Here is a 24,423-nt window from a genome sequence, read left to right as displayed (position 1 = left end):
GTGGCCATGCTGGAGTCCATGAGGACCTATTCGCTCGATGACGTCCACGAGACACGCAAGCGGAGAGATTCCTGGTGGACTGTGTACTTCGTGGACCCGGCCGCCTGCCGGGTCGCGCTGGCCGTGGCCAACCGCACCCGGCTGACGCCCAACGCGCTCACGGTGTTCTCTCTGGTCCTCGGCGCGGTGTCGGCCGCCTGCTTCGCGATGAACCAGCTCGTGGCGGGCGCCCTCGCGTTCTATCTGAGCTTCATGATCGACTGTGTGGACGGCAAGGTCGCCCGGCTCAAGGGCACCGGCACGCCCTTCGGGCTCTGGCTCGACTACGTGGGTGACCGCGTCCGGGTGATCCTGTGCGCCGGGGGGCTGGCGTACGGGCAGTACGCGCTGACGGGCGATGTGCGCTTCATCGTCCTGGGCGCGGCGGTGGCCGTGCTCGACCTGTTCAGGTACGTCAACGCGCCGCAGATGAAGCGGGTGCGCGAGGCGGTCAGAGAGGGGCGGCATGAGCCCGGCGACGAGCATGAGCCCTTCGACCAGGATCCCTTCGACCAGGAGGCGCAGGAGCCGCAGGAGCGGGTGGCGCTGGGGCGGGGGCCCCGGCGGCGCAGCTTCCCGAGGCGGCTCAACAGGTTCCTGGCCCGCCACCGGGTGCGCTCGCACCTGATCAGCGGCATCGAGTTCCACGCGGCGGTGTTCGTGGTCGCGCCTCTTGCGGGGGCATGGGCGCTCATCCCGCTCGCCGCGATGTCGGGGGTCCTGCTGCTGGCCAACGAGGTCTTCCTCGTCTACCGGCTGTGGCTCTTCACGCGCAGGCACGGCGCGGCCTCCTCTCAGGAGAGCCGAGAGCACGTTCTCGTCTAAGTTTTCGGGGGTTACAACGCAATGTCCGACCGACCAGTCTTCGTCATCGGATGCCCGCGGTCTGGCACCACGATGCTCCAGCTCATGCTCCATTCGCACCCGCGCATGGCGGTGCCTCCGGAGACGCGCTTCCTCGTACCCGCCTACCACCGCCGGCGCACGTGGGGCGACCTGCGGGTCACCCAGCGCCGCCGCGCGTTCGCCCAGTGGATCGCCACCGAACGCAGCACGAAGTTCCGCGAGCTCAAGATCGACAAGGACGAGTTCATCCGGCAGTGCGTGGAAGGGCCCGGCTCGCTCGGGTCGGTGCTCGGCACGGCCTTCCGCATGTACGCCGACCGGTTCGACAAGCCGCGCTGGGGCGACAAGCGGCCGAGCTACGTCAAGCAGGTCGACATGCTGCTGCGCCTCTTCCCCGACGCCCAGTTCATCCACCTCATCAGGGACGGCCGCGACTGCGTGTCCTCGCTGAAGGAGATGCCCTGGTACAACCTGGACTCCTTCCACGCCGTGTCCACCTGGGCCGAGGCCATCGACGCGGGCGGCCGGCTGCGCCGGACCCTGCCCGAGGACACGTACTACGAGCTGCGCTACGAGGACCTCACCGACGACCCGGCGACCGAGCTGAAGAAGCTCTGCCACTTCCTGGAGGAGGACTTCGCCCCGTCGATGGTCTCCCCGCGCGAGGCCGCCCAGGTGGCGGTGCCGCAGCACAAGGTCTGGCACAGCAACACGCACAGCGACGTCCTGCGCAGCCGCGTGGGCAGCTGGGCGAACCGGCTGGAGGACTGGGAGATCTCGCTGTGCGAGCACATGCTCGGCGACCGCCTGGAATCCATGGGGTACGAGCTCACGGGCGCGCCGAAGCCCTCGAAGGAGCACGTGGTCGCCTGCCAGAAGACGATGCAGAAGCGTAAGGCCAGCCGCATGCGCAAGGCCATGCGCGACCGGCTGAACCGCCTGCGCGAGCCCAGCCCGGTGGCCGCGCTGCTCACCTCGGGCCAGTGCGCGCTCGCGGGCGTGCCCCACCACCGCCCAGAGGTGAGCGAACCGGCGGTGTGACTGGGGCCGGCGCCCCGGGATCAGCGGTCGATGTGGGTGAACATCGACTCCCAGCGGTCGAGGACGTGGCCGAGGCGGAAGGCCGCGGCCCGGGTGCGGGCCGCGGCCCCGAGGCGCCGCCGTTCCCCGGCGGAACGGACGAGCCGGCCCAGCGCGCCCGCGAAGGCGGTGACGTCGCCGGGCGCCACCGCCACGGGCCCGGCCGAGCGTACGCCTCCCGACACGTCGAACGCGACCGAGGGCACCCCGTGCGCCGCCGACTCCAGCAGCACCACGGGCAGGCCCTCGTGCTCGCTGGTCAGGCCGAGCACCGAGGCGGCGAGGTATTCGGCGGGCATGCGCGCCGCGGGCACCCGCCCACGGAAGACGACCCGGTCGCCGACGCCTTCCCTGGCCGCGTGCTCGCGCAGTCGCGCCAGCTCGCCGCCGTCGCCGATCAGGTGCAGCTCCCACGGCGGCGGCGCGTCCGACCTGGCGAACGCGCTGATCAGCCGGTCGAACCGTTTGACCCCTTCGAGCCTGCCCACGCCCAGCACCCGCGGCGAGTCGAGCGGGGACGTCTCCTCCGGCCAGGTGGCCAGAGGGTTCGGCAGGCTCCACGTGTTGGGCAGCAGCGCGTGTTCGGAGAAGCGCCAGGCGTCGTCCTCGCTGAGGAACACCGCCTGGTCGAGCGCGGGATAGTGCTTCCTGATCGAGGCGAGGTGCCAGGTGTCGCGGGCGTGGTCGTACGAGCCGTGATACTGCCCGATCGCGCGGAACGCCTTCGGCAGGAGGCCCGCCATCCTGGCGACCGCCGAGGGAGAGGTCATCACGGCGTACCCTGGTCTGATCCCTTCGAGCAGGCGCTGCAGTCTCCCGTCGGCCCGGCTGCGGGCCAGGCGGCCTGTCGTGTCCAGGGGGCGTCGGCTGATGACGTGGTGGTGGTAGAGCGGCCGGTCGACGTACCGGAAGGGGGCGGGGGAGCCGTGCAGGCCGATGACGTGCACCTCGTGGCCCCGCCCGGCCAGTCCCTGGGCGATGGTGTGCGTGACCTGCTGGACGCCGCCGAGGGAGTCGGCGTCCAGGCAGGCGAGGACGACGCTCAACGGGCGCCTTCGAAGAAGTCGGCCACGATCCTGGCGGCGGCGTCGCCGTGCTCGTCGGCGCACCAGAGGTCGCGGAAGGCGGCGTAGCGCCCGGCGCAGGCGGCGTGCCGGGCGGGCAGGTCCCTGAGGGCGGCGATCAGCTCCTCGGTGCTCGTCACGCACGGCCCCGGCGCGATGGCCGGGAGGTCGTGGTAGACGCCGCGCTCGGAGAGCCGGTAGTCGTCCCAGTCGTCGATGAGGAACAGCATCGGCTTGCCCGTGAGCGCGTAGTCGCACATCACCGAGGAGTAGTCCGTCAGCAGCGCGTCGGAGGCGGGCATGAGGTCGTTGATCTCCGGGTACGCCCCGGCGGTGCGGACGAAGTGCAGCAGGTGCTCGGGCACGCGATAGCGCTCGACGGGGTGAGTGCGCAGGATGACGACCCACTCACCGGCCAGCTCGTCGGCCATGAGCTCCAGGTCCGCGCGCACCGAACGGCCGCTGCCCTTGGCCCGGTCGCGGTAGGTGGGCGCGTACAGCAGGATCTTCCTGCCGGGCGGGATCTCCAGCCGCTCCCGCACGTCGGGTGCTCCCTCCCCGCGTACGAGGGCGTCGCAGCGGGGTGTCCCGCAGCGGTAGACCTTGCCCGTGTAGCCGTTGGACGGCAGGAACACCCGCGAGAACTCCGCGCTCGGCGACACCAGCGCGTCCCACCGGGCGACCGCGGCCCGCCACCGCGCCCGCGGCTTGTCGAAGTCGCCGCGCAGGTCGGGCGCGTCGAAGCCGATCGACTTGATGCCCTGCCCGTGCCAGGTCTGCAGGTAACGGGTGCCCCGAGGCTTCGGATAGTCGAGCGGGAACCCGTGGCTGTCCACCCAGATCCCCGCGCGGGCCATCGTCCAGACGTAACGCCAGCTGCCCCTGCGCACCCGCCGTACGCCGGGAGGGAACCCGCCGCGTCCCTTGGCCGCCGACCAGACGACCTCGATCGGCAGCCCGCGCCGCCGTACCTCCTCGTGCAGGGCCCGGGGGCTGCCGCTGTAGCCCTTGCCGACGTCCGACTCGAACAGCGCGAGGTCCCTGCGCCGCGGCAGCACGCGGATCAGCACCTTGTACGCCCGCAGCTTGTTCCTCGGCGTGCTGTACCGCTTGATCAGGCGTCGCTTGACCCGCTGCCACACGGGCCGGGGCCCGGCGACGGGACGTACGCACAGGTACGCGGCGTGGCCCTCGGCCTTCACCGTGCGGCCGGGCAACCGGACGGGCTTCATGTGCGGGTCGACGATGATCCGGTCGGTCGTGGAGTGCCCGTCGGAGACCCTGGTGAAGCCGATGCGCGGATCGCACCTGCCGGTGGGCGTGAAGACGACCTCGCTGACGTATCCGCCGTCACCGGACGGGCGCGGCGTGATGGGTACCCGTCTGCCGCCGAGCTGCAGGAACGCCTTCCACTCCAGCGGCAGCTTGCCGAACGGGTCGTAGCTGCGCACGGTCATCCGCACGCGCTCGCCGTCGGAGGAGACGGCCGTGGCCTCGTGCCGCAGCCTGGACTTCGAGAAGGGCAGCTCCGCGAGCCGCATCCGGGTGATGTCCATGCCGGGCGAGATCGACGTGCCCCAGTACGTATGCCCGTCGCGCTGCACGGCGGCCCTGGGCGCGGCCCTCGGCCCGGTGAGCTGGCCGGCCGCGACGCGCAGGTCCTCGATGCGGTCGTCCAGGACGAGCCGGCAGCAGACCCGGTCGAGCGGCGCCAGCTCGTCCAGCGCGTCCGCGGGGATCTCCTCCAGGTAGGGCCGCACGATGGAGGCGAACTCCTTGGTCCACACCAGGTCGCGCGAGGGCAGCGGGTTGAGGTAGACGCGCAGGTCCTGGCGGAGGAACCGGCGCTGGCGGTGCGGCACCAGGTCACCGGCCCCGTGCCGGCGCAGGGCGTCGTCGCTCATCCTGGCGGCGGTGACCCGCTGGCGTACGTTGTCCAGGTCGTCGATGCTCAGCGAGATCGACGTGTTCGACGGCGCCCGGTGCCAGTGGTAGACCGTCCACGGCACGACGGCGAATCTGCGCGAGAGCGCGTACAGTTCGGCGGCGAAGACGTGGTCCTCGTAGTGGATGTCCTCGGGGAACCGCAGGCCGGCGGCGCGCAGCCGGCTCAGGTCGTAGAGCTTGTTGGTGGTGAAGCTGTCGAGGAACAACGCGGGTTCCTCGCGGATGCCCTCGACGACCCGCCGCCGGGCGAACAGCGACGGATAGTACGGCTGGAGGCGTCCGGTCCGCTCGTACAGCCGGGAGATCTGCCCCGAGACGAAGTCGGCGCCGGTGCGCTCGATCTCGGTGAGCAGGCTCTTGCACGCGTGCCGGGGCAGCTCGTCGTCGCTGTCGAGGAACATGACGTACGGCGCGGTCGCGGCGTCGATGCCGTCGTTGCGCGGGGCCCCGCACCCGCCGCTGTTGCGCTGCCTGCGCAGGTAGCGGACCCGGTGATCGCCGGCCATGAGGCGGGCCGCCACCTGCGGGGTGGCGTCGGTGCTGGCGTCGTCGGAGACGATCACCTCCAGGTCGCGCAGCGACTGCCCGAGCACGGAGTGTACGGCCCTGGGCAGGCGGTCCGCGTCGTTGTACGTGATGACGACGACGGTGCAGTCCGGCATGCCACGTCCCCCCAGTAGTCGTCTGGGGAATGGGCTGCCCCTGCCGGAAGGAAAGCGTCAGCACTTGGCTGGATATTTGCCTAAAAATCAGCGCGTAAGCCGACGAATCACCCAGACGATGACCAGCAGCGCCGCGACCGCGCCCGCGATGGGCGCCAGCCGCTTGAGCAACGGTTGCCCGGCGATCTCCAGCAGGTCGAGCGCCTCCTCGTCGGCCGTGCGCGAGGTGCGCAGCGAGCCCACGGGCCGCACCTCCTCCCGGACCTCCTCGGGCTCCCCGGGCTCGGGCACCGCCGCGACAGGCCGGTCGTCGGCATGCGCGGAGGCCGGCTCGACGGTCGACTCGGACAGCAGCTCGGCGAGGTTCTCGGCGAACCTGTCGATGAGCTTGGCGCCCACCTCGGCCATCACGCCGCGTCCGAATTGGGCCGGGCGGCCGGTCACGTTGAACGTCGTCTCCACGGCCACCGCCGTGGCCCCTTCGCGCGGCGTCATCCGCGCCTTGACCGTGGCCGAGGCCGTGCCCGACCCCCTCGCCTCCTTGCCCGAAGCCTTGATCGTCAGCGTGTGGGAGTCTTTGTCCACTTCCTCGAACGCGGCCGACCCCTTGTACGTCACCGTGATCGGGCCGACCTTGACCTTCATCCTGCCGGTGAACTCGTCGCCCTCGAAGACGTCAAGGCTCGCCCCCGGCAGGCACGGAGCGACCCGCTCGACGTCGAGCAGCACCGCCCAGGCCTGCTCGACCGGAACCGGAACCGTGAACTCGTGTTCGAACCGCATCGCCATCGATCCGCTCCTCCTCCGATGGTTGCGACACTACGCCGGGGCGGGGGCACCCCGGAAGGGGTGCCCCCTTCGGGTCAGGGCGATCCGGCCGCCGTGCGTACCGCGCGGTGGGTCAGCACCCTGGCCAGGTGCCGCCGGTAGTCGGGCTGCGCGTGCAGGTCGGTCGGCGGAGAGGTGTCCGCGGCAGCCTCCTCGCACGCCAGGCGCACCTGGTCGCCGAGTTCCACGCCCCGCAGGGCCGCCTCGGTGGCGCGGGCCCGCAGCGGCTTCTCACCCATGTTCGTCAGGCCGATCCTGGCCTCCGTGATCGCGCCGTTCGAGCGCTTGACCGCCGCCGCCACCCCGACGATCGCCCACGACTGCGCGGTCCTGTGGAACTTCTCGTAGTGGAAGCCCCAGCCCGCGCCCAGCTTCGGGATCTTCACGCCGGTCAGGATCTCGCCCGGCTCCAGCGCCGACTCCAGATAGTCGACGAAGAAGCCGGCGGCCGGGATCTCCCGCTCACCGTTCGCCGACCTGGCCACCAGCACGCCGTCCAGCGCCAGCACCACGGCCGGCAGGTCGCCCGCCGGGTCGGCGTGCGCCAGCGAACCGCCGAACGTGCCCCGGTGCCGGATCGCCCGGTCGGCCACCATGGCCGTGGCCAGCGCCACCAGCGGGCAGCCGGCGGTGACCACCTCGGAGCGTACGACCTCGTCGTGCGTGGTCATCGCGCCGATGAAGACGTGGTCGCCCCGGTCGTGCACACCCCTCAGATCGGGCAGCCGGCCGACGTCCACCAGCGTCGACGGGTAGGCCAGCCGCATCCGCAGCAGCGGCAGCAGCGACTGCCCGCCCGCCAGCACCTTGGCGTCCTCGTCCGAGGCGAGCGCCTGGCAGGCCTCGTCCAGCGAGGCGGGCCTGGCGTAGTCGAACTGCGCGGGAATCATGACCGCACTCCTTCGTTGAGGGCCCGCCAGACCCGCTCCGGCGTGCACGGCATCCGTACGTCGTGCACCCCGCGCGGGCGCAGGGCGTCCACGACGGCGTTCACCACGGCCGGCGTCGAGGCGATCGTGCCCGCCTCACCGACGCCCTTGACGCCCAGCGGGTTGCTGGTCGCCGGCGTCTCGGTGCGGTCGAGGGTGAACCCCGGCAGGTCGGCCGCCGACGGCAGCAGGTAGTCGGCCATCGTGGCGGTCAGCAGGTTGCCGTCGGCGTCGTAGACGGCCTCTTCGAACAGCGCCTGCGCGATGCCCTGCGCGATGCCGCCGTGCACCTGGCCCTCCACGATCAGCGGGTTGACGACCTTGCCCACGTCGTCGACCGCCACGTACGAGCGGATCTTCACCATGCCCGTCTCCGTGTCCACCTCCACCGCGCACAGGTGGGTGCCGTGCGGGAAGGAGTAGTTCTCCGGGTCGAACGTGGCCTCGGAGTCGAGCCGCGCCTCCACCCCGTCGGGCAGGTCGTGCGCCGTGAACGCGGCCAGGGCCAGCTCCTGGATCGTCTTGCGCGACTCGGTGCCGCGCACCTTGAACGCCCCGGACTCGAACTCCAGGTCGTCCGGCGAGCACTCCAGCACGTGCGCGGCCAGCTTGCGGGCCTTGTCCTTGACCTTGTCGCACGCCTTCAGCACCGCGACGCCGCCGATGACCAGCGAACGTGAGCCGTAGGTGTCCATGCCCTTGTGGGCGATCGCCGTGTCGCCGTGCAACACCGTGACGTCCTCGAACGGCACGCCGAGCGCGTCGGCGGCGATCTGGCTCCACGACGTCACATGGCCCTGCCCGTGCGGGGAGGTGCCGGTGATGACCTCGACCTTGCCCGTGGGCAGCATGCGCACCGCGCCGTGCTCCCAGCCGCCCGCGCCGTAGTTGGCCTCGCCGAGCATCCGCGACGGCGCCAGGCCGCACATCTCCGTGTACGTGCTGACGCCGATGCCGAGCTGCACCGGGTCGCCCCTGTCACGCCGGTCGGACTGTTCGGCCCGCAGCTTGTCGTAGCCGAACAACGCCAGCGCCTTGTCCGTGGCCGCCTCGTAGTTGCCCGAGTCGTACGTCAGGCCCGAGATCGTGGTGTACGGGAACTCCTCGTGCTTGATCCAGTTGCGCCTGCGTACCTCCACCGGGTCCAGGTTCAGCTCGGCGGCCAGCTCGTCCATCATGCGCTCGATGGCGAACGTCGCCTCGGGGCGGCCCGCGCCCCGGTAGGCGTCCGTGGGCATCTTGGTGGTGAACACGCCCGTGCACGCGAACTCGTACGCGTCCATCTTGTAGATCGCGTTGAACATCGACGCTCCCAGCATGGGAATGCCCGGCGTCACCAGCATCAGGTAGGCGCCCATGTCGGCCAGCAGGTTCACCTGCAGCCCGCGGATGCGCCCGTCGGCGTCGGCGGCCAGCCTGACGTGCTGGAGCTGGTCGCGGCCGTGGTGCACGGTGAGATTGCCCTCGGTGCGGGACTCGGTCCACTTGACCGGCTTGCCCAGCTTGCGCGTGAGCAGCAGGCCCAGCACCTCTTCCGCGGTGACCTGCAGCTTCGAGCCGAACCCGCCGCCCACGTCGGGCGCGATCACGCGGATGCGGTGCTCGGGCACGCCGGTCACCATGGCCAGCATGACCCGCAGGACGTGCGGGATCTGCGTGGACGTCCACAGCGTGAACGACTCGCCGTCCGTGTCGGCCAGCACCGCCCGGGGCTCCATCGCGCTCGGGATCAGACGCTGCTGCACGTACGTGCGGTCGATGACGACGGGTGCGCCCTCGAACGCGGCGTCGAGGTCACCCGACGTGAGCTTCGCGCTGAACGCCTGGTTGCCCGCCTCGTGCACCTTCGGGCTGCCCTCGGCGAGGGCCTCGGTCATGTCGAGCACGGCGGGCAGCGGCTCGTAGTCGACCTCGATGGCGTCGAGCGCGTCGGCGGCTCGGTAGCGGTCCGTCGCGACGACGCAGGCCACCGCCTCGCCGACGTAACGTACCTCGGACACGGCCATCGGCGGGTGGTCGGGGATGACGATGTCGTCGCTCACCGGCCAGGCGCACGGCAGGCTGCCCTGCTCCGCCGCGAGGTCCTCCCCGCTGAACGCCGCCACGACCCCCGGCAGGTCACGCGCCCCCGACACGTCGACCCTGGTGATCCTGGCGTGCGCCATCGGGCTGCGCAGATACATCACGTGCAGCATGCCGGGGCGCGTGAGGTTGTCCGTCCACTGCGTCCGCCCCGTGAGCAGCCTCGTGTCCTCCTTGCGTCGCCGCGGCCTGCCGACCTCCGACCGGCCGGTCGGCTCGTTGAGCTGGTCGCTCTGCGCGATCTGCTCGCCCACCAGGCCGGCGTCCATCTCGGTCATGACGAGCTCACCGCCTGCCCCATCTCCTGTGCGCCCCTGCGTACGGCGCGGACGATGTTGCAGTAGCCGGTGCAGCGGCACAGGTTGCCCTCGAGGCCCTCCCTGATCGTCTCCTCGGACGGGTCGGGGTCGTCTCTGAGCAGGTCGATCGCGGCCATGACCATGCCGGGCGTGCAGTAGCCGCACTGCAGCGCGTGCTCTTCGTGGAAGGCCCGCTGCATCGGGTGCATCGACCCGTCGGCGCCGAGGCCCTCGATGGTGACGACGTCGGCGCCGTCGGCCTGCACGGCCAGTACCGAGCAGCTCTTCACGCTCTGGCCGTCGAGCATGACCGTGCAGGCGCCGCAGTTGCTGGTGTCGCAGCCGACCGGCGTACCGGTCTTGCCGAGGCGTTCTCTCAGCAGGTGGACGAGCAGGAGCCGCGGTTCGACGTCCTCCTCGTAGGTGATCCCGTCGACGGTGACGGTGATTCGGGGCATACGTCCTCCCTCAGGAGCAGGGGGAAAGGCGGACACTCCGAACGTACGCCGGTGTTATTCCCGGTCAAGGTCTACTTCCTGCGAAGGCCCCTGGCGATGATCGCCACCAGCCCCGCGAACGCCAATCCCAGCACCATCACACCCCAGAGGACCAGCCAATCCGTGATCGCCCTTGTCACCACCAAAATACCCAGAACGAGAAAAAGCACGCCGCTGAGCAGGGCCATCCAGTCCGTTCTGTGCAGGCGGCGGGGCCGCTCGACCTCACGCGGCACGTCGCACCTCGATGTCACCGAGGCCGCTGCGCAGCTCGAGCACGACAGTGGCGGGCTCGCCCTTCGGCCGCACCTCGGGAGGCAGCACCTCACGCACCCGCACGTCCACTCCGCTCTGCACCGACTGATCCAGCGTGATGTCACCGACCTTGCTCGACGCGCGTACCTCCACTCTCGCCGTCGGCGGCACGATCACCACCAGCTCGCCCGCCTTGACCGACGCGGTGAACGTCGTCGTCGACCCCGGCTCCAGCGTCAGCTCCGACAGGTCCAGCCTGCCGTCGCCCAGCCCGGCGTCGAAATGCCTGCTCGCCTCGGCCACGCTCCTCGGCACCCACTCCGACGAGCCGACGTTGCTCGGCACACCGCCCAGCATCAGCCCCGTGCCCACGAGCAGCGTGACGAACGTGCCCGCCGCCACCAGCCCGGCGCCGCGCCCCCACCAGGCGGCGATCAGCAGCCCGGCGCCGATGGTGATGAGCATGGCGCCGCCGACGATGGTCGGGCTCACGCCAGCGGCCGTCCTGGCCTGGGCCGCCATGACGATCCCTCCAATGATGAAAGCGAGCAACACGGTGAGGACGCCGATGAACGACCTCGGGCGGCGCCGGCGCGGCGGGGCCTGCACGGGGGCCGGGCGGGTGTACAGCGCGGGGTCGTACGGCGAGTAGCCGCCTCTCCTCGCCGGGTCGAGTGGCTGGTAGGGGCCATGGGGGGCGAACGGGTCGCCGTAGCCGCTGTGTCCGGAGGGCGTCGTCTGCGACCGCCGGGGACCGCCGGCACCCGTCCCGTACGGCTCGGACTGCTGGTACTGCTCGGACGGCTGGTACGGCTTGGACGGTTTGTACGGCTCGGACGGCTCGGACGGCTGGTACGGCGGCACGGCGTGCTCCGCCGTCACCGCGTCACCGGGAGCCGGGTCACCGAGGGCCGGGTCACCGAGAGCCGGGTCCGGCCCGCCGGCGTCGTGCGCCCGGTCGGTCCCGGCGGCAGCCGGCTCCTGCGGGTTCTCGCTCACCGGCCGGGTGAACTCCCGGGTCGGCTCGCTGACCGGCGGCTGACTCGTCGTTCCCGGCACCGCCTCCGGAACCGGATGGCCGGTCGTCTCCTGCACGGGATCCCGTCCCGGCAGGCGGGTGGTCTCCTGCGCCGCCTCGTGGGACGGGTGGCGGGTGGTGTCCTGCGCCGGCCCCTGGGACGGGTGGTGGGTCGTCCCCGGGGCGGGGTCGCCGGACGGGTCCTGGAGCGGAGGGCCGGCCGCCCGCTGACCCTGCACCTGCTCGGGCGTCGCCGACCCGGCCGGACCTGACCCGGCCGGACCCGGCACGGGCGTCTCCTGCGAGGGCGACGACGGCTGCGCGGTCTCGCCCAGGCCCGTACGAGCGGACTGCGGCCCCACCGGAGGCGTCGTCCGCGGCGTCGTGTACGACGGCGCCTGCCGCCCGCCGTCCGTCCTGCACCTGCTGAGCCGCTCGGGCATCGACCGGGCCAGTCCCAGCAGGTCGACCCCGCTCGCGTGCGCTGCCAGCAGCGACACCGCCAGGAACACGCCCACGACGAGCGTGCCCACGTCGAGCCACACCGTCGCCAGGTTGAGCCCCAGGCCGCACGCCAGGACCGCGGCCATCAGCGCCATCACGGTGTCGGCGTCGAAGTCGCGGCCGGTCCACTGTTCGATGAGGCCTGGTTTGCCGTTCGGCTCCTTCATCAGCAGGAACGCCGAGAGGTAGAGGAACAGGCCGATGCCCGAGCCGAACATCAGCACCGCGAAGCCGACGCGGAACACCACGGGATCGATGCCGGTGTGCCGCCCGAGGCCCGCGCAGACTCCCATGAGGAAGCGCCCCTCGCTGCTGCGTCGCAGCACACGGTGGGGGGCGGCCGGTTCCCTGGGCGGAGCTTCTGTCATGTCACCATCGTGTACCTTGGCGCCGGGTGCCCGCATCCGGGACACCCCTGACCTGACCCGGGGGTCGTTCCCTGATGCCTCGATGCCCGGGACGTGTGACTATGGCCATGTTATGGCTGACCAGAAGACACTCGCGGAGCCCAAGGGCGAAACGCCTTACCGGCGGATGATGCGCCCCATGGAGGGCCGCCTGATCGGCGGCGTGGCCCAAGGGCTGGCGACGCAGCTCTCGCTTGATCCGGTGGTGATCAGGCTGATGTTCGTGCTGCTCACCGCGGTCAACGGGGTCGGCATGGTCGCGTACGCGGTGCTGTGGATGATCGCGCCGAAGCAGCCGTACCAAGGGGCTGCTCCGCCGCAGCGTGACTGGAGCCAGCTCGCCGCGTTCAGCGCGATCGGGGTGGCGCTGTTCGCGTTCGGCTGGCTGACGGGCGCGTCCCAGGGCGGCATCGGCATGCTGCCCTTCGCCGTGGGCGGGATCGGCGCCCTGATTCTCTGGCAGCAGGCCGACCCGGAACGCCGCAAGAACTGGATGAGCGGCGCGGCGCTCAGCATGCGGAAGAACCGGGTGCGCTCGCTGCTCGGCGTCGCGCTCGTCGTGATCGGCGGGGCCGGGTTCCTGGCGGCCCAGGGCGAGCTGGCCCAGGCCAGCCAGGGGCTGCTGTTCACCGCCGTCGTGGTCGGCGGTCTGGCCGTCATCGCCGCTCCGTGGCTGGCGGGCCTGTGGAAGGAACTGCAGCTCGAACGGCGCGAGCGCATCAGGCAGGAGGAGCGCGCCGAGGTCGCCGCCATGGTGCACGACTCGGTGCTCCACACGCTCACGCTGATCCAGCGGGTCGCCCACGACCAGCGCGAGGTCACCCGCCTGGCCCGCGCGCAGGAACGCGACCTGCGCAACTGGCTCTACCAGCCGGCCCAGGACGCCGACGCCACGGTGGCGGCCGCCGTACGCAGGATCGCCGCCGAGGAGGAGGACGCGCACGGCGTGCCCATCGAGGTGGTCTGCGTCGGAGACATCGACCTCGACTCGGCGGGCAAGCTGGCCGCCATGCTGAAGGCGTCCCGGCAGGCGATGGTCAACGCCGCCAAATACTCTGGCAGTCCGTCCATTTCCGTCTATGCGGAAGTAGAGGGTGAAGAGGTCACGATTTTCGTGAAGGATCGTGGCAAGGGGTTCGACCTTGAGGCCGTCCCCCTCGACAGGATGGGGATCAGGGAGTCCATCATCGGCAGAATGGAACGTCACGGAGGCGCGGCCAGAGTGCGCACCGAGCCCGGTGAGGGCACGGAAGTGATGTTGACCATGAAGGTGGAGAAGGCATGACACGAGTGTTGATCGTCGATGATCACCGGCTGTTCCGTTCCGGCGTGCGCGCCGAACTCGGCGACTCGATCGAGGTGGTGGGCGAGGCCGAGGACGTGGACTCCGCGGTCAAGGCGATCGCCGAGCAGCAACCCGACGTGGTGCTGCTCGACGTGCACATGCCCGGAGGCGGCGGCCAGGAGGTGCTGCGCCGCGTCCTCGGCTCCGGCTCCCAGGTGCGTTTCCTCGCCCTGTCCGTCTCCGACGCCGCCGAGGACGTCATCGGCGTCATCCGGGGCGGCGCCAGGGGCTACGTCACCAAGAACATCAGCGGTAAGGAACTGACCGACGCCATCCGCAGGGTGTCGGAGGGCGACGCCGTCTTCTCGCCACGGCTGGCCGGTTTCGTGCTGGACGCGTTCGCCTCGTCGGAGGCGCCCTCGATCGACCCGGAGCTCGACTCGCTGACGCAGCGCGAGCGCGAGGTGCTGCGGTTGATCGCGCGCGGTTACGCGTACAAGGAGATCGCGAAGGAGCTGTTCATCTCCGTCAAGACCGTGGAGACGCACGTCTCGTCGGTGCTGCGCAAGCTCCAGCTCTCCAACCGCCACGAGCTGTCACGCTGGGCCACCGCCCGCCGCCTGGTCTGAACGCCCCGTGCGGCGGGCGGGCCGGCTCACAACTTCTCAAGCGGTGCGTACGCCAGCAGCAACGTCTTCTCCCCGCCACCGCCGAAGTCGATCTTGACCTTGGTCTTCTCCGCGACCCCGTCCACGGCCACCACCGTGCCGAGCCCGAAAGCGTCATGGGTGACCCGGTCGCCCGGCGCCAGCGACGGCACGGTGCGCCCGCCGCTCTTCGCCGGGGCGGGCCGGGCGGCCGGCTCGCGCCGCGTGGCGGCGTTCCAGGCGGACTTCTCCGGGTCGGTGCGCCAGTCGATGAGCTGCCCCGGCACCTCGCCGACGAAGCGGGAGGCGGGATTGAACGACGGCGCCCCCCAGGAGCTGCGCACGGCCGCCCGCGTGAGGTAGAGCCGCTGCCGGGCCCGGGTGATGCCGACGTAGGCCAGCCGTCGCTCCTCCTCCAGCTCCTTGGGCTCGCTCAGCGACCTGATGTGCGGGAACACGCCGTCCTCCATCGCCGTCAGGAAGACGACGGGGAACTCAAGGCCCTTGGCGGTGTGCAGGGTCATCAGCGTGACGACGCCCTGGCCGCCGTCGGCGTCGGGAATCTGGTCGGCGTCGGCCACCAGCGACACCTGCTCGAGGAACTCGACCAGCGTGCCCTCGGGGTTGGCCTCCTCGAACTCGGAGGCGACGGAGATGAGCTCGTTGAGGTTCTCCAGGCGCGACTCGTCCTGCGGATCTTCCGAGGCCTCCAGCTCGGCGCGGTAGCCGGTGGCCACCAGCACCTCCTCGGCCAGCGCGGACGGCGGCACGCCCTCGGCCTTGCCGACCAGCTCCTCGATCATCGCGACGAACTCGCGCACCGCGTTGAGCGAGCGGGTGGCCATGCCGTGCGCCTCGTCGGCCCGGCGCAGCGCGTCCCAGAACGAGATGCGCTCGCGCGACGACAGCGCCTCGATCATGGCCTCGGCCCGGTCGCCGATGCCGCGCTTGGGCACGTTGAGGATGCGCCGCAGCGACACGACGTCGGCCGGGTTGGCCAGCACCCGCAGGTAGGCCAGCAGGTCCTTGACCTCCTTGCGCTCGTAGAAGCGCACGCCCCCGACCACCTTGTAGGGCAGGCCGGTGCGGATGAAGATCTCCTCGAAGACGCGGGAGGCGGCGTTGGTGCGGTAGAAGACCGCGACGTCACCCGCCCTGACGTCCTCCTCGTCGCTGAGCCGGTCGACCTCCTGGGCCACGAACATGGCCTCGTCGTGCTCGTTGTCGGCGACGTAGCCCACGATCTTGGGGCCGTCGCCCTGGTCGGACCAGAGGTTCTTCGGCTTGCGCGACTCGTTGCGCGCGATGACGGCGTTGGCGGCGGCCAGGATGTTCTGGGTGGAGCGGTAGTTCTGCTCCAGCAGGATCGTGCGCGCGTCGGGATAGTCGCGCTCGAACTCCAGGATGTTGCGGATCGTCGCGCCGCGGAAGGCGTAGATCGACTGGTCGGCGTCGCCCACCACGCACAGCTCCGACTGGCCCGTCCCCGACCGCACCAGGTCGCCGTCGGCGGTGCGCAGCTCCGGATGCCCGACCAGCTCCCTGATCAGGATGTATTGGGCGTGGTTGGTGTCCTGGTATTCGTCGACCAGCACGTGCCTGAAGCGCATCCGGTAGTGCTCGGCCACCTCGGGGAAGAGCTGGAACAACGTCACCGTGTTCATGATGATGTCGTCGAAGTCCATCGCGCCGGCCTCGGTCAGCTTGAGCTGATAGGCCTTGTACGCCTGCGCGAGCGTCTTCTCCAGGTGCGAGCCGGCCTTGTCGAGCGCGGTCTCGTAGTCGATCAGCTCGTTCTTGAAGTTGCTGACCTGGGCGGAGAACGAGCGCGGCGGATAACGCTTCGGGTCGAGCTCCATCTCCCTGCAGACCATCGCCATGAGCCGCTGCGAATCGGCCTGGTCGTAGATCGAGAAGCTGGACGGGAAGCCCAGCCGCTTGGCCTCCCGGCGCAGGATGCGCATGCAGGCGCTGTGGAACGTCATCACCCACATGGCCTTGGAACGCGGCCCGACCAGCTGGTCGATGCGCTCCTTCATCTCCTTGGCGGCCTTGTTGGTGAAGGTGATGGCGAGGATCTCGCCCGGATGGGCCTCGCGCTCGGCCAGCAGGTAGGCGATGCGGTGTGTCAGCACCCGCGTCTTGCCCGACCCCGCGCCCGCGACGATGAGCAGCGGACTGCCATGATGGATCACGGCCTCGCGCTGCTGCGGGTTGAGGCCATCGAGCAAGGGGTGGTCAACAGAGACTTGGGTCGGCACCCACCCAGAGTAGGACGCCCCACCGACAAACGTGGAATGGAATGCGATCGCCGGGGCTCCGGTTGTGCTCGACGGAAGGCGCCGAAAGGGGAAGCATGCTGCCGGACAGCGAGATCAACCGGGTTCTTGTCGTGACCGCCCATCCGGACGACGCCGATTTCGGCGCGGCCGGGAGCGTGGCGCTGCTCGCCGACCGGGGTGTGGAGGTCACCTACCTGCTGGTCACCGACGGTGACGCGGGCGGCAACGAACGCACCTTGGACAACTCGGGCATGGCCGAGCTGCGCAGGACCGAGCAGCGGGCCGCGGCCAAGGCGGTCGGTGTCACGGATCTGCGGTTCCTCGGTCATCCGGACGGGCGGGTGGTGCCGTCGCTGGAGCTTCGGCGCGACATCGCCCGGGTGATCCGCCAGGTCAGGCCCGACCTGGTCATCACCCACCACCCCGACCGCAACTACGCGTTCGTCGCGCCCAGCCATCCTGACCATCGCGCGGTGGGCGGCGCCGCCCTCGACGCCGTCTACCCCGACGCCCGCAACCCCTACGCCTTCCCCGAACTGGCGCGGGACGAGGGCCTGGAGGCGTGGACCGTGCGCGAGGTGTGGCTGATCGGCGGCCCCGCACCCGACCACTGGGTGGACGTCACCAGCGCCATGGACCGCAAGCTCGCGGCCTTGCAGTCACATGTGAGCCAGGTCGCCCACGTGGAGGGCTTCGCCGACTTCGTCAGGAGCCGTTTCGCGGCCTGGGGCGAGGAGGCCGGCTTCGGCGAGGGCCGCTACGCGGAGGGCTTCCAGGTCGTCTCGACGGCCTGACCTCCGCCTCGCGGTGCTACGGCACCGATCCGGGCGGCACCACCCAGAGCGCGGGCTGCCCCGTGACCTCGGAGATGACGTCGAAGTCGCGGTCGTAGTGCAGGACCGTCGCCCCGTGCACCTCGGCACAGGCGGCGATCAGTAGATCGTTCGGTCCGATGCCGCGGTGCTGAGAGATCGCTACGAGCTGTTTCTGCACGTCCAGGGCCCGTGCCTGCACCTCCTGGTCCATCGGGAGCAGCACGCACTCGCGCTGGGCCTGAAGGATGCGTTGGTAGTGGGCGATGTCGCGGGCGCTATAGAGCACTTCGAGATCGATGATGCTGCAGGTCGCCACGGCCCGAGCCGCGTAGAGCGGATGGAGCGCCTTCGCGACCGCGTCGCTGGTGCGGATGCGCGCCAGCGCGCTCTTGTCCAGCAGATACATCAGTCCTGCCGTCGCCACGCATTCTTCATGATCTCCGGGTCGAGCAGATCCGGGCTCCCCTCCGTGCGCCAGAACTCGAAGGCCTCTATTGCGCTGGCCCTCTCCGCGTCTCTGTCGATGACCACCTGCAGTGCGATGTGGACCGTCTCCTTCATGGTCGGCGTCCCTAGCTTCTGCTGGGCCTCCTCCAGGAGCTCCTTGTCGATGTCGATCACTGTACGCATGCAACACCACCTCCGTACCTCCAGCGTATATCAGAACATGCGATCTTGATATACGCCCTTCCCGAGGAGGAGCGATTTCCCGGGAAGGGCGCCTCGCAGACGTTAGAGCATCGAGGTAGGGGTTTTGTGGAACGATCCAGAAGGCGCCGGAGGGATCTTCACTCTCGGGTGGAGAACCTTCATTCCCGGACGGGTAGATGATCTGCCGCGGGACTCCAGAGGCGGTCACCGTACGTGGTCAAAACGGGGTGAGCGGGAAATCTCAGACTGAGGCGGGAGGGCTTGGCTTTCGCTTGGCGGCGAGGCGGGCGAAGAGGTAGCCGAAGGAGTTGGTGGCCAGATGCAGCATCACGGGGGTCAGCAGGCCGCCCCGGCGGCGTAGCTCGCAGAACAGCACGCCCGCCGCCGCCGTGGACACCACGCTGCCCGCCACCACGCGGGCAGTGTCGAGGCGCCCGGGGGCTTCGTCGGCGACCAGGGCGCCGAGCGCGGGGTTGGCGCGGGCCATGTCGATGGCCGGGAGGATGTGCCAGAGGCCGAACAGGGCAGAGGAGACCCCGGTGGCGGCGACCGCGCCGTGCCGCCGGCGCAGCATCGCGTGGAGCGCGCCTCTGAAGCCCACCTCCTCCAGCAGGACCGTGCCGAAGGGAACCTGGATCAGGGCCTCCTCCCAGGCACGGGCGCGCGAGAGCGACAGGGCGCGGTCGTCGTGGAAGAGCGGCCTGGTGCGCGGCATCGAGATGCCGGCCGTATAGACGGCGGCCACCCCCGCGGCCAGGGCGCCGCCCGCGATCGCGCCGCGGCGGCCGTGCTCGAAGCCGAGCTCCTTCCACGACAGACCCGACCTGCGGGCCATCGCCACCAGGGCGGCCGTCGCCGCGGCGGACGTCAGCGGGCCCAGCCTGGGGGCGATCTTGTTATTCATGATGTTGGCGGCGGCGAGGATCGCGATCGAGCGAAGCAGCACCCCTGCAGGCTACGTCGCCCGCGCGGTCACGACGCGGCGGGACGGCGCCAGCCCGCGGGAAAGCGGGTGCGGCGGCGTTCCTCCGGCGTGAGGCCGCCCCAGATGCCCTCCGCCTCGCCCGCGCTCAGCGCGTAGGAACGGCATTCCTCGATGACCTGGCAGCCGGCGCAGACCGCTTTGGCCCGCGCCTCCTGCAACGGGGTGGGGGCGAGAGGGAAGAAGAGGTCAGGGTCGCTGAACTTGCACGCGCCCCTGCGCAGCCAGCCGATCTCCTCCAGTGACATGGGTCAACGGTAGAGCGTGGACATGATCAGACACATCATCCTCTCGGTTGACGCGCGCATACATCCCTGGGATTCAGAACTCCTAACAAAAAGGATCTTGGAATCAAGATCATCTCCGCTGTTGATCACAGCGTGAGGAAGGGGCAACAGCCTCCGTGGATCGTGCCGTTACTGCCGGTAGTGCGCCGGCGAGCCGACCATCCTGGCTGGCCGAACTGCACGCCGCCGGGGCGCTGGACTGGTCGAAGGCGGTGATGAACGGCTCCCACATCCGAACGCTCAAAGGCGGCCCAAAACTGGACCGAGCCCGGTCGACCGTGCCCGAGCAGGCTCCAAGCACCATCTGATCACCGAAGCGCACTCCCGCTGGCCGTCATCCTGACCGGCGGTAACCGCAACGACGTCACCCAGCTCCTGCCTCTGATCCAGGCCGTCCCGCCGGTACGCCGCCGGCGAGGGGTGACCCCGGCAACGTCCCGACACGCTCCACGCCGACCGCGGCTACGACCACGACAAGTATCACAAGCAGGTCCGAGCAGCCGGGATCACCCCGATCATCGCCCGCCGCGGAACCGCACACGGCTCCGGCCTGGGCGTGCACCGCTGGGTCGTGGAGCAGAGCTTCGCACCACTGCACTGGTTCCGACGACTGCGCATCTGCTGGGAGATCCGCGACGACATCCACGAAGCCTTCCTCAGCCTCGCCTGCGGCATCATCTGCTGGCGCCGACTGATCAACCTCCACCTTCGTTAGGAGTTGTTAGAACCGGTAACGGTCGATCGCGGTGAACTTCCTGGCCAGCGCCGGGCTGAGACCGATGAGCCGGTTGGTCAGGCGGTAGACCATCGGCGTCCCCGGCGGTGCGGGGAGCCGGGCGGCCAGCATCTCTTCGACCAGTTCCAGATCGGGGTCCCAGCGCTCGGGCTCGTGCGGGTCATCGAAGCCGCCGTGGCGCACCAGGGCGCCGAGGGCCCGGGTGCTGCGCATCCGCTTGAGAATCCGTACGGCGTAGCGCGGGTAGTTGTTGAACGCCACCTCTCCGCGGGGGAAGTGGCCGGTCAACCGGTTGAGCAGGGCCGTGAACTCGGCCTCGGTGAGGAAGGGGAGCAGCCCGTCGCAGACGATGACGGCGGCCCGGTCGCGGGGGAGCGGGTCGAGCCATCCCGGATCGGTCACGTCGGCGGCGACGGCGTGCACGTTCGCGCGGTGCGGTAGGACCTGCTCACGTACCTTCACGACCCCGGGCAGGTCGACGTCGTACCAGTCCACGGTCTCCGGAGGGGCGACGCGGACGACCCTCGTGTCCAGCCCGGCGCCCAGGTCCAGCACTACCGCGTCTGGATTCCGGGCGATGAACCCGCGCACCACGTCGTCCAGCATCTTGGACCGCATCGCCACGTCCGCCGCCTTGGCGCGCGGCACCACGATGTCGTCCGGGTTGTAGCCGATCTCCAGGGCGATCTCGTCGGACAGGGTGTCGCCGAGGATGGAAAAGCGGGAGCGGCTGTCGAGCGCCCTGCCGGCCAGCGTCACGTACAGGGTCTCTTCCACTGGTGTTAAGGCCGGGAGAACGGTTGCCATGGTGTGATCCTTCGTCATCCGTGCGCGCGACCGATGTTTTCGGCCGCGTGAAACAGTGTTGTGTTTCACCTTACGTCAAGCGAAGGTGCTACTGCGATGCTTATTTACGCTGGTAATACGACTGATTCGTTGCAATGACTGTAGGGTATCCTGCGGGCGTAAAGACGGCTAATGTTGCAATGAGGAACGACGGGAGCGCGCATGCCAGGAACCCGGCTGACCCATGAGGAGCGGCGGCGGATCGCCGACGGACTGGCCGAGGGGCTCGGTTACGCGGAGATCGCCAGGCGGCTGGCGCGGCCGACCTCGACGATCAGCCGCGAGGTCGGCCGCAACGGCGGTCCCGACGGCTATCGCGCAGACCCCGCGCAGAGGGCGACCGGGGAACGCGCCCGCCGGGTCAGGAAGACCGTGCCCGAGCCCGCCACCGTCCGCGCCTTCGAGGAGGAGTTCGCCGCGATGATGGTGCGGACCGGCCTGCCACGGATGCCCGCCAGAGTGCTGGCCGGCCTGCTCACCAGCGAGCACGGCGCGCTGACCGCCGCCGAACTGGTTCACCGCCTCCAGGTCAGCCCGGCGTCGGTGTCCAAGGCGGTCACCTATCTGGAAGGCATCCGGCTGCTCAGGCGCGAGAAGTCGGGGCAGCGCGAGCTCTACAGCACCGACGATGGCGTCTGGTACGAGGCGTGCTTAGGAGTGACGCAGGTCTGCGAGGTCTGGGCAGGCTCGGCCCGGCGCGGGGCCGCGCTGTTCGGCGGCACTCCGGCCGGGCGCCGCCTGGACGAGGTGGGCCGCTACTTCGAATGCGTCGGCGCCGACATGAACGAGGCGGCCGAACGCTGGCGCCAGGTTTTCACGGCTCGGCGCACCCCGGGGAACCTGCTCCCACGCGCTCAGGGTGGCCCCCGGCCTGGCCCTCGAACGTGAGAACCACCAGTGGGGCGAGTGAGCCCTCGCCGTCCCGGAAAGCCGCACGGCCACGTCCGGGGATGCCGCCGGGCAACACCACCGGTCGGGCCCGTACGACATCAGCAGGCGCTCACCCCGTCCCGGTATCCCGCCGCGAACGACGCCTGACGTTGCTCCGCCGTGCCGTGCGCCGAGGGGTCGAGCCAGTCGTCCGTGGGGTCGCCGGCCGCCTCCAGGCTGTAGAGCAGCTCCTCCTCGTCGCCCTCCTCCGCCCGCAACGCGCCCGAGCGCACCAGGGCCGACAGGGTGCCGCCCGCGTAGCAGTCGGCCTGGAGCTCCACCTGCACGTTGAACTGGAAACCGGTCCGGAGCTGCGCCTGCACGGCGTGCCCGATCTCATGCGGGATGATGACGTACACCGATCCGTCGCCCATCTCCGTCCACAACATCTCCATCCAGTCCCGGTCATAGGCGATGAAGTGGCCGATCGGGCAGTAGAAGGCGTTGTTCGGGACCGCGGATTCGTTGCCGCAGGCCGGGCCGGAGCGCCCCGAGTAGGGGACGACGTCGGTCAGCGGCCGGTAGTTCTCGCCTAACTGCTCGAACTGCTGTTTCCAGAACGCCTCCGACAACGTGTACGCGGTGCGGACGTCCTCCTCGAAGGAGTCGGCGCCCTCGGTGTCCATCGACGTCGGCCGCATGATGCCGCACGCGCCGGCCAGCAGGACCAGGACGAGGAGCAGAGCTCGTTTCACGGACTTCACGCATCCCAAGTGTGCACGGGTTCGTTGCAGTGCATGCGCTCGATGTACGCCAGCGTCATGGCACGCAGCGCCTCGTGCCGGTCGCCGCCGTGCGCGTTCACGCGCTCCACCTGCCAGCTCGCCCCCGTACGGCCGGAGACGCAGCGTCCCTCGATGATGCCGAGCAGCCGGTCGGCGACCGGGTCGTCCACGCCCCACTCGGCCAGTCCTTCACGCGCCAGGGGCAGCAGGCGGCGCAGGATCAGCTCGGCCGCGGGCACCTCGCCCACCCCCGGCCAGTACAGGCGCGCGTCCAGCCCGTGCCGGGCCGCGGCGGCGAGGTTGTCGGCCGCCGCCTGGAACGACATCCGGCTCCAGAGCGGCCGCTCGGCGTACGGCAGGACGCGCATCAACCCGTAGTAGAAGGCGGCGTTGGCGGCGACGTCGGCCACGGAGGGCCCGGCGGGCAGCACCCTGTTCTCGATGCGCAGGTGCGGGACCCCGTTCACCACCGCGTACACCGGCCGGTTCCAGCGGTAGATCGTGCCGTTGTGCAGGGTGAGCTCGTGCAGTTCCGGCACGCGGCCCTGTTCGAGCTCCGCGCGCGGGTCCTCGCTCTCGCAGAGCGGCAGCAGGGCGGGGAAGTAACTGACGTTCTCCTCGAACAGGTCGAACACGCTCGTGATCCACCGCTCGCCGAACCAGACCCTCGGCCGTACGCCCTGCGTCTTCAGCTCCGCCGGCCGCGTGTCCGTGGCCTGCTCGAACAGCGCCATCCTGGTCTCGCGGTGCAACTCCTTGCCGAACAGGTACGGCGAGTTGGCCGCCACCGCGACCTGAGGAGCGGCGATGATCTGGGCCGCGTTCCAATGGGCGGCGAACGCCTCGGGGCTGACCTGGAGATGGAGCTGCACGCTGGTGCAGGCGGCCTCGGGCGTGATGCTGTCCGCGTGCGTGTCGAGGCGTTCGACGCCGTCGATGGCCAGGTGCAGGTCCTCGCCACGGGCCGCGAAGATCTGCTCGTTGAGCAGGCGGTAGCGGGGGTTCGCCGAGAGCGTGCCCTCGCCGATGTCCTGCTCGCGCAGCGTGGGCAGGATGCCGATCAGGACCAGGTGGGCGTCCTGCGAACGGGCGCGCTCCTCGGCGTGGTTGAGCCGGGCCCTGACGTCGTTCTCCAGGCGGAGCGCGCCGTCCCCGCCCAGGTCCTGGGGATCGATGTTGATCTCGATGTTGAACTGGCCCAGCTCCGTCGCCCAGTCCGGCCGCTCGATGGCGTCGAGCACCTGGGCGTTGCGCATGGCGGCCTCACCGTGGGCGTCCACGATGTTGAGCTCGATCTCCAGGCCGGCGAGCGGGCGTTCGAAGTCGAAACGGGACTCGCGCAACATCTGGGCGAAGACGTCGAGACACCGCCGCACCTTTTCCCGATATTTCCGGCGGTCGTCCCGGCTGAAGACGACGACTGGAACGTCCCTCCCCATACCACGAAATGTCGCACGCCCACGCCGCCAAAACCAGAGCGCAGCCCAGTCTTTACCCCGCACAGAGCCCGGAATGAACCCCACCACAACCCACCCGCACAACCACCACTCACCACCGGAAACGTCCACAGGAAACGTCCGATGGAGGCGTCCGGCGGGAAGCTGCCCGACCGCTAAAGCGCCCCGGCACCCGGTGTACCCGAGTACCGCCGTGCCCGAGCGCGAAGTGGTGCCGAGCGGGAAGTGCGGTGGCGGAGTGTCCAGCGCCCCAGCGCCCCAGCGGAGGTGCCACCCGTCTCCGAGCGCTTGAGCGGGAAATGCCCGAGCGCCTTGAACAGGGA

22 protein-coding genes and 1 pseudogene are annotated in these 24,423 nt (G+C 70.2%); 7 read left to right on the top strand and 16 right to left on the bottom strand.

The window, feature by feature from the left end; translation table 11 throughout:
* Nucleotides 1-18: 18 nt before the first annotated feature.
* Together E1295_RS19225 and E1295_RS19220 are read left to right on the top strand one after the other, a co-directional pair.
* Complete coding sequence (locus E1295_RS19225; RefSeq protein WP_246080138.1) at nt 19-864, top strand: CDP-alcohol phosphatidyltransferase family protein; 846 nt, start codon at nt 19-21, stop codon at nt 862-864.
* Nucleotides 865-885: 21 nt separating this feature from the next.
* On the top strand, nt 886-1,926 hold the full coding sequence (locus tag E1295_RS19220; RefSeq protein ID WP_132631703.1) for a sulfotransferase family protein: 1,041 nt from the start codon (nt 886-888) through the stop codon (nt 1,924-1,926).
* Between the two features lie 20 nt (nt 1,927-1,946).
* Here E1295_RS19220 and E1295_RS19215 read toward each other — a convergent pair whose 3' ends face one another.
* From E1295_RS19215 to E1295_RS19180, 8 genes are all read right to left on the bottom strand, one after another.
* The gene (locus tag E1295_RS19215; RefSeq protein WP_132631702.1) at nt 1,947-3,011 is read right to left on the bottom strand and encodes a glycosyltransferase; all 1,065 of its coding nucleotides are present in this window, start codon (nt 3,009-3,011) and stop codon (nt 1,947-1,949) included.
* Complete coding sequence (locus E1295_RS19210; RefSeq protein ID WP_132631701.1) at nt 3,008-5,638, bottom strand: bifunctional glycosyltransferase/CDP-glycerol:glycerophosphate glycerophosphotransferase; 2,631 nt, start codon at nt 5,636-5,638, stop codon at nt 3,008-3,010. The genes E1295_RS19215 and E1295_RS19210 overlap by 4 nt, the downstream gene beginning before the upstream one ends.
* An 87-nt stretch (nt 5,639-5,725) precedes the next feature.
* Entirely contained in the window at nt 5,726-6,427 is a 702-nt protein-coding gene (locus tag E1295_RS19205) for an SRPBCC family protein (protein ID WP_132631700.1), read from the bottom strand.
* A gap of 74 nt (nt 6,428-6,501) precedes the next feature.
* Nucleotides 6,502-7,356, bottom strand: a complete 855-nt coding sequence (locus E1295_RS19200; protein WP_132631699.1) for an FAD binding domain-containing protein — start codon at nt 7,354-7,356, stop codon at nt 6,502-6,504.
* A complete protein-coding gene (locus E1295_RS19195) occupies nt 7,353-9,755 on the bottom strand; it encodes a xanthine dehydrogenase family protein molybdopterin-binding subunit (RefSeq protein ID WP_132631698.1) in 2,403 nt (800 codons plus the stop codon). The genes E1295_RS19200 and E1295_RS19195 overlap by 4 nt, the downstream gene beginning before the upstream one ends.
* The gene (locus E1295_RS19190) at nt 9,752-10,234 is read right to left on the bottom strand and encodes a (2Fe-2S)-binding protein (RefSeq protein WP_132336100.1); all 483 of its coding nucleotides are present in this window, start codon (nt 10,232-10,234) and stop codon (nt 9,752-9,754) included. The genes E1295_RS19195 and E1295_RS19190 overlap by 4 nt, the downstream gene beginning before the upstream one ends.
* Nucleotides 10,235-10,305: 71 nt before the next feature.
* Nucleotides 10,306-10,509, bottom strand: coding sequence for a hypothetical protein (locus tag E1295_RS19185; protein WP_246080137.1), 204 nt, complete (start codon nt 10,507-10,509; stop codon nt 10,306-10,308).
* Nucleotides 10,499-12,418: a PspC domain-containing protein gene (locus E1295_RS19180; protein ID WP_166427303.1), complete on the bottom strand. Its 1,920-nt coding sequence runs from the start codon at nt 12,416-12,418 to the stop codon at nt 10,499-10,501. Before E1295_RS19180 ends, E1295_RS19185 begins: the two co-directional genes overlap by 11 nt.
* A 112-nt stretch (nt 12,419-12,530) precedes the next feature.
* Here E1295_RS19180 and E1295_RS19175 point away from each other — a divergent pair, with 112 nt between their 5' ends.
* Nucleotides 12,531-13,742 (top strand): ATP-binding protein, encoded by a 1,212-nt coding sequence (locus tag E1295_RS19175; protein ID WP_132631695.1) that lies wholly within the window; start codon nt 12,531-12,533, stop codon nt 13,740-13,742.
* Nucleotides 13,739-14,371 carry a response regulator gene (locus E1295_RS19170; protein ID WP_132335036.1) on the top strand — a complete coding sequence of 211 codons (633 nt, stop codon included), beginning with the start codon at nt 13,739-13,741 and terminating at the stop codon, nt 14,369-14,371. The genes E1295_RS19175 and E1295_RS19170 overlap by 4 nt, the downstream gene beginning before the upstream one ends.
* Before the next feature lie 26 nt (nt 14,372-14,397).
* Here the strand turns inward: E1295_RS19170 and pcrA are convergent, their stop codons facing one another.
* Nucleotides 14,398-16,620 (bottom strand): DNA helicase PcrA, encoded by a 2,223-nt coding sequence (gene pcrA / locus E1295_RS19165; protein ID WP_132631719.1) that lies wholly within the window; start codon nt 16,618-16,620, stop codon nt 14,398-14,400.
* Between the two features lie 125 nt (nt 16,621-16,745).
* On the opposite strand from pcrA, the gene E1295_RS19160 reads away from it, so the two are divergent.
* Nucleotides 16,746-17,465, top strand: coding sequence for a PIG-L deacetylase family protein (locus E1295_RS19160; protein WP_132631694.1), 720 nt, complete (start codon nt 16,746-16,748; stop codon nt 17,463-17,465).
* Between the two features lie 16 nt (nt 17,466-17,481).
* Here E1295_RS19160 and E1295_RS19155 read toward each other — a convergent pair whose 3' ends face one another.
* From E1295_RS19155 to E1295_RS19140, 4 genes are all read right to left on the bottom strand, one after another.
* Nucleotides 17,482-17,892: a PIN domain nuclease gene (locus E1295_RS19155; RefSeq protein ID WP_201761323.1), complete on the bottom strand. Its 411-nt coding sequence runs from the start codon at nt 17,890-17,892 to the stop codon at nt 17,482-17,484.
* Nucleotides 17,892-18,116, bottom strand: a complete 225-nt coding sequence (locus tag E1295_RS19150; protein ID WP_132631692.1) for a type II toxin-antitoxin system VapB family antitoxin — start codon at nt 18,114-18,116, stop codon at nt 17,892-17,894. Before E1295_RS19150 ends, E1295_RS19155 begins: the two co-directional genes overlap by 1 nt.
* A gap of 262 nt (nt 18,117-18,378) precedes the next feature.
* Nucleotides 18,379-19,083, bottom strand: a complete 705-nt coding sequence (locus tag E1295_RS19145) for a CPBP family intramembrane glutamic endopeptidase (protein WP_132631691.1) — start codon at nt 19,081-19,083, stop codon at nt 18,379-18,381.
* Nucleotides 19,084-19,109: 26 nt separating this feature from the next.
* The gene (locus tag E1295_RS19140; RefSeq protein WP_132631690.1) at nt 19,110-19,367 is read right to left on the bottom strand and encodes a WhiB family transcriptional regulator; all 258 of its coding nucleotides are present in this window, start codon (nt 19,365-19,367) and stop codon (nt 19,110-19,112) included.
* 173 nt (nt 19,368-19,540) lie between these two features.
* Between E1295_RS19140 and E1295_RS51010 the strand changes: the two are divergent.
* Nucleotides 19,541-20,121 (top strand): annotated as a pseudogene (locus tag E1295_RS51010) (IS5 family transposase); the annotation flags it as partial.
* A 6-nt stretch (nt 20,122-20,127) separates the two neighbouring features.
* Here the strand turns inward: E1295_RS51010 and E1295_RS19130 are convergent.
* Nucleotides 20,128-20,949: a class I SAM-dependent methyltransferase gene (locus tag E1295_RS19130; protein ID WP_166427302.1), complete on the bottom strand. Its 822-nt coding sequence runs from the start codon at nt 20,947-20,949 to the stop codon at nt 20,128-20,130.
* Between the two features lie 201 nt (nt 20,950-21,150).
* Between E1295_RS19130 and E1295_RS51895 the strand changes: the two genes are divergently transcribed.
* Nucleotides 21,151-21,876: a GbsR/MarR family transcriptional regulator gene (locus E1295_RS51895; protein WP_132631688.1), complete on the top strand. Its 726-nt coding sequence runs from the start codon at nt 21,151-21,153 to the stop codon at nt 21,874-21,876.
* A gap of 101 nt (nt 21,877-21,977) precedes the next feature.
* Here the strand turns inward: E1295_RS51895 and E1295_RS19120 are convergent, their stop codons facing one another.
* Nucleotides 21,978-22,622 carry a neutral zinc metallopeptidase gene (locus E1295_RS19120; RefSeq protein ID WP_246080136.1) on the bottom strand — a complete coding sequence of 215 codons (645 nt, stop codon included), beginning with the start codon at nt 22,620-22,622 and terminating at the stop codon, nt 21,978-21,980.
* Nucleotides 22,619-24,082 carry a glutamate-cysteine ligase family protein gene (locus E1295_RS19115; protein WP_132631687.1) on the bottom strand — a complete coding sequence of 488 codons (1,464 nt, stop codon included), beginning with the start codon at nt 24,080-24,082 and terminating at the stop codon, nt 22,619-22,621. Before E1295_RS19115 ends, E1295_RS19120 begins: the two co-directional genes overlap by 4 nt.
* Nucleotides 24,083-24,423 lie beyond the last annotated feature (341 nt).

Origin of the sequence: Nonomuraea mesophila, from assembly GCF_004352805.1 — a bacterium.
GTDB lineage: Bacteria > Actinomycetota > Actinomycetes > Streptosporangiales > Streptosporangiaceae > Nonomuraea > Nonomuraea longispora.
The sequence above is the reverse complement of the archived record's forward strand: the minus strand, read 5'-3'. Positions and strand labels throughout refer to the sequence as shown.